Origin of the sequence: Microcystis sp. LE19-10.1B (assembly GCF_027530565.1) — a bacterium.
GTDB classification, from domain to species: Bacteria; Cyanobacteriota; Cyanobacteriia; order Cyanobacteriales; family Microcystaceae; genus Microcystis; species Microcystis aeruginosa.
The window spans coordinates 1-7,823 of the sequence record NZ_JAPZQM010000165.1 but is presented as its reverse complement, the minus strand read 5'-3'; the positions used below and the strand labels follow the sequence as shown (position 1 = coordinate 7,823).

Below are 7,823 nucleotides of genomic sequence, written 5' to 3'. Positions count from 1 at the left end.
TAGCTCTCTCTAACCTGAGTATCCTAGCATTGTTCCCAGTATTATTACTACTAATACTATCCATAAAGGGTGTCTTTTTCCTTGATCTTTCCGAAAGTCCTTGACTTGTTTCAGTTTTTCTATTAAGCTCAACATATATTTTAAAAGTTGGCGGTCACTTCTCATTTTACCTGATAGTGATCGCTTTTACTTTTGATATTCTGATGGGAGAATGAAACAGCCCTAGGGTTCTACCCCCCAAAAGCTTGGATTGAGTGATAAAACCGAAAGTAACGCCCGATTTTAGCCGAGAGTGTCCCCGTAAAAATCCCAACTTGGTAGATTTACAAAAATGAGATGCACCCCTTTTTGATTTCAAAAAAGTCTAAAAATATCGGTTCTTCGTTACTTGGTATGGTTCGATAGGGGGCATAAATCGACTAAATCCTTATAGGGCAAGAGACTCAATTGATTAGCTCGTTCTAGATAGAAAACAATTGGCAAAAATCGAAGCAATGTCTTTCTATGTAAGGGTTTTATCCTTTATAACCCCCGTCCATTGCATAACACAAACCGAAGAGCCATATTATCCAACAAGGTTTTTAGATTTATTCAGCAAACCCTAAATAGTCAACAGCAAAAATCGGGCTAGAAATATCTTCTAACCCGATATTAAGTGGGTGGGTGGAATTAAATATAAGATGAACGTAGGTTGGGTTGAAGCATGAAACCCAACGCCTGATTATGTTACGCTACCGCTAACCCATCCTACAAATAATTTTGCCTCCCTACTTAGGGTCTGCTGAATAATGGTAAAACCCTTTTAAAATAAGGCTTTTGACCTGTTAAAATCCGATGTTAGTGCTAGAAAATCGGATTGGGCCCCTCAAAAACCTTGCATTATTCTCCTTATAGTACAAAATTAGTACGTAAAGAGAGGGCAACAAAGCCTGAAACGACCGGCTCCTGACGACCGGCTACTGACTCCTAACCCCACCAACAAACTTTTTCAGCAAACCCTACTTAGTGATTAAATTCTCGACTTAGTAAGCGTCCTGTAGTTCGTAGAATTCGGGAGAAACGTAGTCTTTGCGTAGAGGCCAACCGACCCAATCTTCCGGCATTAAAATCCGTTTCAGGTGGGGATGTCCTTCATAAATAATGCCGAACATATCATAACTTTCTCGTTCTTGCCAGTCAGCCGCTTTCCAAATCCAGTAAACCGAAGCAACCCGGGGATTATCTCGAGGAAGAAAGACTTTTAAGCGCACTTCCACGGGACTATCGACATTATCGGTTACTTTGACCAGATGATAGAAACTAACCAATTCTTTCCCTGGTCCCAAATCGTAAGCGCCCTGACATTGGAGATAATTAAAACCATAAGCGTATAAAGCAGTGGCCAGAGGAATTAAAAAGTCTGGTTCTACTTTAATCAATTCCACACCACTATGGTCAGCTTCTAAAGCTTGATGCTCAAAACCATTTTCGCTTAACCAAATCGAAGTGGGGCCAGCTTGCACAATAGCTGTCGTTTCTTCAGTCATTTAGATTTCTTCCTTTTGTTTCGTGGTCAAAAGAGCGGGGGGAACAGGCATACCAGTGGCTTCTAGTAACTCTTTCGGGGGTGCTTGACGGGTGGCCGATTGTAGATATTTACCTGTGAGAATCGGTTCTGTGGCCTGCATTTTGTGGGTGGTGCTGTAATAACGATTGGTTTGCTGGAGGACAGTCCCACGTTCTTGAATAGATTCGTTAGCGACTTTTTTCCGCAGTTTAATAATCGCGTCGATAATCGCTTCTGGACGGGGGGGACAACCGGGTATATAGACATCCACGGGGATAAGTTTATCTACCCCTCTGACTGCGGTGGTGGAGTCACTGCTGAACATTCCCCCCGTAATCGTACAGGCACCCATGGCGATCACATATTTAGGTTCTGGCATTTCTTCGTACAGACGCACCAAAGCGGGGGCCATTTTCATGGTGATTGTACCGGCAGTGATGATTAAATCGGCTTGCCGGGGACTAGAACGGGGAACTAAACCAAAGCGATCGAAATCAAAACGGGAACCAATCAAGGCTGCAAACTCGATAAAACAGCAAGCTGTACCGTATAGCATCGGCCAAAGACTTGACAAACGCGCCCAGTTATACAGGTCATCAACGGTGGTAAGGATGACATTTTCCGATAAATCCTGGGTAACTTTGGTGCGTTCGATGGGATTGAGGATTTTTTCGCTTTGTTGTTCGATAATTTGCTTAAATTCGCTGGTAGGGTTGGGACTCATCCGGTTATCCTCTCATGAAAAGTCAAAAATAAGGAAAATTATGGCCTTTATGACCATTCTAAGGCTCCTTTCCGCCAAGCATAGACGAGAGCAACCACAAGGATAGCAATAAAGATCAATGCTTCTACAAAAGCTAATAGGCCCAATTGATTGAAAGCTACTGCCCAAGGGTAGAGAAAGACGGTTTCCACGTCAAAAACCACGAAAACGAGGGCAAACATATAATAACGAATGTTAAACTGAATCCAAGCACCGCCGATCGGTTCCATCCCCGATTCATAGGTGGTACGTCTTTCTGGACCGCCACCACTAGGCCGCAGGACTTTGGAGGCAGTTAGGGATAGGATTGGTACTAAACTGCAAGCGAGCAGAAATCCTAGAAAATACTCGTAACCTTTGAGGACAAACACTGGGTTTTTTTTCTCCTTATTCGCTATCGACAGGGGAAGTTGTCGGCATCTCTATGGGTACTTATTATAGAGGCTTTAGCAACCCGTCTCCTTCTCAAAAGCAGCATTGAAGATGTTTATCGATACCATTAGCCAATCGTCGGGTCAAACTTCGCTTCTGTCCGTGCTTTGCTCTTAACTCTGACGGGGTGACAAGGAAATGACCGTAATGGACTGCTGACTATCCAGATTACTCGTTAAGACTGCATGGGAGTGCCAGAGTTGCCAGTCCGAGCATTTGTACTAAAATTTCCGATAGGCAGTCTAAATTAGGAGAAATGCTGTCAGACCCACTATACTTTGTTAATGCACCCGCTCAGAAAAGCAATCGCTTTATTTTGGCTCTGGGAAATGGACTTGCGATCAAGTATATCAGGATGGATATTTTTTTACCGTTGAAAAGGGTTAATTAGATTTAATTTACTAAGCCAATTAAAATCATCAATTTTGTTTCAGTGATCTTAACCAAGTTTCTGACATAACTATCTCCTCAAAGTTGAGTAGCTTGTTTATGAAGCCAACTTTTCAGACTTTTATACGCTGATAACCACTATTTGTATTCATCGTCATTTGGTTCACCGCTGGAATAACCCATAGTTATAAAATTTTGACTAGGTTTTTCTACTATATTAATCCATTTTCTCACCTCTGGAAAATTTTGAACTCTCGAATAGAGACGATTATGACGTTTTAAAGCAGTTGTCAAACTGTGACCCGGATTAGTTATAGTATGTCCGGGGTTATTGGAATCAGTTTTCCATTCTTGACTGGATACCGAAGCTAAGATCATAGATTTCAGAAAACATTCGATCGTAATACCTCCAAAGTGCATAGCAGCTATTTTCCTATTAGATTTACAAAGTATTTCTGTATCTTGATGACGTTGTAAAAAAGCTGATTGGTAATCTTCCATCCCTAATTATCTATTCGCTAGAGTTAATACCTGTGAATAAGTTTTTTTTTAGCTGAGGATTAAACAAGGGTACTTTATTAGACAATAAAGCACCCTTTTAATTTAGCTTAGAACTCTCCTTTTAAAGCGGCATTACAGCGCTCACAAATAGTGGGATCATCGGCAAATTTTCCCACTTGAGTCGAATAATTCCAACAGCGATCGCATTTTTCGCCGTCCGCTTTGACAATTCCCACCGAAACAAAGTCCGATTCTCCTTTATATTCGGCGGTTTGAATTGCGCTAATATCACTAACTAATTCCACTTGAGAAGAGAGAAATAGATAACGCAATTCATCGACTTTATTCCCCGTTAAACTCTCACAATTGTTGAATAATTCCAACTCCTGTTGTAAGGTTTCATCGGGAACATAAAGTAAAACTTTTGCCTCTAAAGAAGCACCGATCGCTTTATCATTTCTGGCAGTTTCCATCACCTTATTAACTTCGGTGCGTAGCTGCCGGAATTTCGCCCATTTATCGGCCAATTCGCGATTATTCCAAGCAGGATCGATGTTTAGCCATCCTGACTCAAATACCGATAAATAAGGAGTTTTGTAGGGGAGAAATTGCCAGATATCTTCCGCTAGATGAGAGAGGACAGGAGCGATCGCTTTAGCGAGATTTTCTAAAGCAATAGCATAGACTGTTTGACAACTGCGACGACGGAAAGAATTAGGATCAGAAATATATAAACGATCCTTAGCGATGTCGATATAAAAGTTAGATAAATCGACAACACAAAAATTCTGTACCGTCTGGAAAAAGCGGAAAAATTGGAAACTTTCAAAAGCTGCCGTTACTTCCGTAAACACCTCCGAGATACGATGTAACATATAGCGATCAATCTCCGGTAGCTCTTCATAAGCTACCGCATCTTTAACGGGATCAAAATCATTTAAACTCCCCAGTAAAAACCTGGCAGTGTTACGGATTTTATTACGGATATCTACCAACTGTTTAAGAATATTTTGACCGATATTCACATCATTGGTATAGTCCACCGAGGACACCCATAACCGAATCACATCCACCCCATAAGCGGGTTCTTTTTTCTGGTCTTTACCACCATTAATGATCACATTGGGATCGATGACATTCCCCAGAGATTTACTCATTTTTCGTCCCTGTTCATCCAAAACAAAACCGTGAGTTAACACCGTTTTATAGGGAGCAATACCATTAGCAGCGACACTGGTTAATAAACTCGATTGAAACCATCCCCGATGCTGATCCGATCCTTCTAGATACATATCCGCAGGATAACTTAATTCTGGTCGAGCATTAGCCACCGCATTCCAACTAGAACCAGAATCAAACCACACATCCATAGTATCCATTCCCTTGCGATAACTGCGACCATTATTGCGATAACTGGGAGGTAACAATTCCTCTACGGATAACTCCCACCAAGCATTAGAACCCTTGACTGCGAAGATAGCTTGAACGTGATTAATCGTCTCCTCCGTTAACAGAGGTTCATTCGTTTCTTCGTCATAAAAAACAGGAATAGGAACCCCCCAACTGCGCTGACGAGAGATACACCAATCGCTTCTTTCACTAACCATAGAAGTGATGCGATTCTTACCCGTTGCAGGAATCCAACGCACCGAATCAATTGCTTCTAAAGCTAATTCCCGGAATCCTTCCACGGAAGCAAACCATTGTTCTGTTGCGCGGAAAATTGTCGGTTTTTTGGTTCTCCAATCGTAGGGATATTTATGCTGATATGCTTCTTCTTTGAGTAAGGCACCCTTTTCTGTCAGTGCTAAAATGATTGCTTCATTAGCATCTTTCAAGACATTTAAACCCGCAAATTGTCCCGCTTCTGCGGTGAAATTTCCCTTATCATCCACGGGAGAAAGTATCGGTAAACCGTAACGTTGACCGACGATATAATCTTCCTGACCATGGCCGGGGGCCGTGTGAACTAATCCGGTACCGGAATCAGTGGTGACATAATCCCCACCGATGAGAATCGCACTTTCTCTGTCAAACAAAGGATGACGATATTTAGTATGTTCTAATTCCAGACCTTTAACCGTTGCTTTAATCGTCAAAGTCCTGTTAAAAGTGTCGGCCAATTTTTCGACTAAATCCGTCGCTACGATTAGATAATTAGACTCGCTAGTTTCCACCACTGAATAGTTTAATTCTGGGTTTAATGCGACGGCCAAATTCCCGGGTAAAGTCCAGGGGGTAGTCGTCCAGATAGCGACGGATAAATTAGGCAAAAATGGCCTTAAAACCGGGGTTGAAACTGACGTAATCGGAAAAGCAACATAGACACTGCGGGAAGTGTGACCTTCGGGATATTCTAATTCGGCCTCAGCTAAAGCGGTTTGAGAACTAGGACTCCAGTGAACTGGTTTTAGTCCCCGATAAATATAACCTTTTAGGGCCATTTTTCCGAATACGGCAATTTGAGCGGCCTCGTATTCAGGTTTTAGGGTTAAATAGGGATTTTCCCAGTCTCCCCAGACTCCATACCTTTTGAAACCTTCACACTGTTCTTTTTGCGTTTGAAGGGCAAAATCGTGGGCTTTCTGACGTAATTTCAAAGGGGTTAGACCCTCTTTTTCTGAGCTTTTGAGACTTTGTAAAACCTTTAGTTCGATCGGCAACCCGTGACAATCCCAACCCGGCACATAGCGCACTTTGTAGCCTTGCAGCAGTTTATATTTATTGATAATGTCTTTGAGAATTTTATTTAAAGCATGACCGATATGCAGGGACCCGTTAGCGTAGGGGGGTCCATCGTGGAGAATAAATAATTCTTTGGGGTTATTTTGCGCTAATTTCTCATATATTTGCTCATCTTGCCAGAATTTCTGGATTTCTGGCTCACGTTTACTGGCATTTGCTCGCATATCAAAGTCAGTTTGAGGCAAATTAACGGTATCTTTGTAACTTTTAGCGTTGGACATTCTGGCAAACCTATGGATATCAATCGTTTTTGGGATTCATTCCTAAATAACGTCCCTTTGAGAGTCGTTATCTCTATTCTGTCACATAACTGTAATACAAATATTACAAGTGACAATCATTGATCTATAAGTCTAGCGAGATTGAGTCCAAGAGCGATGATTCCGAAAGGCTATAATTTAGTTATTCGAGGATAGGGAGCATGGGGACGATGGTGACGAATCCTAATTTTTTTTATGTCTCTCCAGAAGTGTATCTAGAAGGGGAAAGAGTCAGTCCGATCAAGCACGAGTACCGAAAAGGACGGATTTATGCAATGGTAGGGGCAAAAAAGCCGCATATTGTCTTAAATACCAATCTAGCTACTTTATTGAATATCCATCTCGATGATAGTCCCTGTCTTGTTCTCACTTCCGATATCAAAGTCCGGTTAGAGGAGGCAAATTGTTATTATTATCCCGATATTGCGGTGGTTTGTGACGAGAGAGAGATTAACAATACCGATGATTTTATTCTCTATCCCGTTCTGATTATTGAAGTATTATCGAAATCTACGGAATCCTTTGATAGGGGTGATAAATTTAGCGATTATCAAACCTGTCCCACCTTAAAAGAATACATTCTTATCCATCAAAACCAGAGGAAAATTGAATGTCACCGTCGCGAGGATTCTGGAATCTGGAAAGAACAGATCTATGAAGCCGGGGATGCGGTAGAATTCACCAGTGTAGGATTCCGGGGATCGCTCGCTTCTATCTATCGCAAAGTCCCCGGTTTGGTATGATTACAATTCTTTTTTGACATCGCACTTTTATGTCTCTAGGGATAGGGGTAGATCTGTCTCCCTTTGCCTAAAAACCGAGATTATCAAGCATTTAATTCTATTTGTCAAACCTGTAGGAAGTTTTCCTTTTGGGTAGCTGTTCGTCAATACCAAATTAGGTTATACTTTATGTTTATGGGAAAGGCTGTAAATTGCGATCAAAAAACAGAAATTTAGCGATCGCTGTTAGTTCCCAACTGCCCTAGGGAACAATAAACATAGCTGAAAGACAGCACTCGATCGTGTAAGGTCAGGGCAAACCCTAATTAGGGCTTGCTGAATAAATCTAAAAACCTTGTTGGATAAGACTTTTGGACTTTTTTCCCCTCAAAAAGTACCAGATATGGGAGTGATCAGGGGGAAATTCAGGGACTTTTTCCCTGAAAATTAGGTAATTGACCCCC

The 7,823-nt window shown here is 41.6% G+C and carries 6 protein-coding genes and 1 pseudogene; 1 reads left to right on the top strand and 6 read right to left on the bottom strand.

The features are described from left to right. Window positions 1–12 precede the first annotated feature (12 nt). From O9332_RS05840 to ileS, 6 genes and pseudogenes are all read right to left on the bottom strand, one after another. Window positions 13–135, bottom strand: a pseudogene (locus tag O9332_RS05840) (transposase family protein); the annotation flags it as partial. An 887-nt stretch (window positions 136–1,022) separates the two neighbouring features. Next, window positions 1,023–1,526 (bottom strand): NAD(P)H-quinone oxidoreductase subunit J, encoded by a 504-nt coding sequence (locus O9332_RS05835; protein ID WP_002760978.1) that lies wholly within the window; start codon window positions 1,524–1,526, stop codon window positions 1,023–1,025. Beyond that, on the bottom strand, window positions 1,527–2,270 hold the full coding sequence (ndhK, locus tag O9332_RS05830) for a photosynthetic/respiratory NAD(P)H-quinone oxidoreductase subunit K (protein WP_002760976.1): 744 nt from the start codon (window positions 2,268–2,270) through the stop codon (window positions 1,527–1,529). It abuts the gene before it with no gap. 47 nt (window positions 2,271–2,317) lie between these two features. Continuing rightward, window positions 2,318–2,680, bottom strand: a complete 363-nt coding sequence (gene ndhC / locus O9332_RS05825; RefSeq protein ID WP_002739390.1) for a photosynthetic/respiratory NAD(P)H-quinone oxidoreductase subunit C — start codon at window positions 2,678–2,680, stop codon at window positions 2,318–2,320. 589 nt (window positions 2,681–3,269) lie between these two features. Further along, window positions 3,270–3,632, bottom strand: coding sequence for a hypothetical protein (locus O9332_RS05820; protein ID WP_002760972.1), 363 nt, complete (start codon window positions 3,630–3,632; stop codon window positions 3,270–3,272). Between the two features lie 107 nt (window positions 3,633–3,739). Then, on the bottom strand, window positions 3,740–6,598 hold the full coding sequence (ileS, locus tag O9332_RS05815) for an isoleucine--tRNA ligase (RefSeq protein WP_002760970.1): 2,859 nt from the start codon (window positions 6,596–6,598) through the stop codon (window positions 3,740–3,742). A gap of 209 nt (window positions 6,599–6,807) precedes the next feature. On the opposite strand from ileS, the gene O9332_RS05810 reads away from it, so the two are divergent. Next, on the top strand, window positions 6,808–7,380 hold the full coding sequence (locus tag O9332_RS05810) for a Uma2 family endonuclease (protein WP_002760969.1): 573 nt from the start codon (window positions 6,808–6,810) through the stop codon (window positions 7,378–7,380). Window positions 7,381–7,823 lie beyond the last annotated feature (443 nt).